We start from the raw sequence: 230 nt of genomic DNA, 5'->3' as shown, positions 1-230 counted from the left end.
ACGGTCTACCTCACCGATGGGCGACTTCATATCGATAATAATCCCGTCGAAAATGCTATCCGACCGTTTGCGATAGGGCGCAAAAACTGGTTATTCAGTGACAGTCAGCGTGGCGCAAAAGTCAGCGCCATGATGTACAGCCTGATAGAAACCGCCAAAGCGAACGACCTGGAGCCTTACGCGTATTTACGGAGAGTGTTTGCCCAGTTGCCGTTATGCGAAACCGTGGA

The 230-nt window shown here is 51.3% G+C and carries 1 protein-coding gene; it reads left to right on the top strand.

The window, feature by feature from the left end; translation table 11 throughout:
* Nucleotides 1-230: IS66 family transposase (locus WG929_RS21440; protein ID WP_416207657.1), on the top strand; the 230-nt coding region annotated here is incomplete at both ends.

The sequence above is a fragment of the Oceanobacter antarcticus genome, from assembly GCF_044962685.1.
Lineage (GTDB): Bacteria > Pseudomonadota > Gammaproteobacteria > Pseudomonadales > Oceanobacteraceae > Oceanobacter > Oceanobacter antarcticus.
Note: the sequence above shows the minus strand (reverse complement) of the source record. Positions and strands in the feature narration are given on the sequence as shown.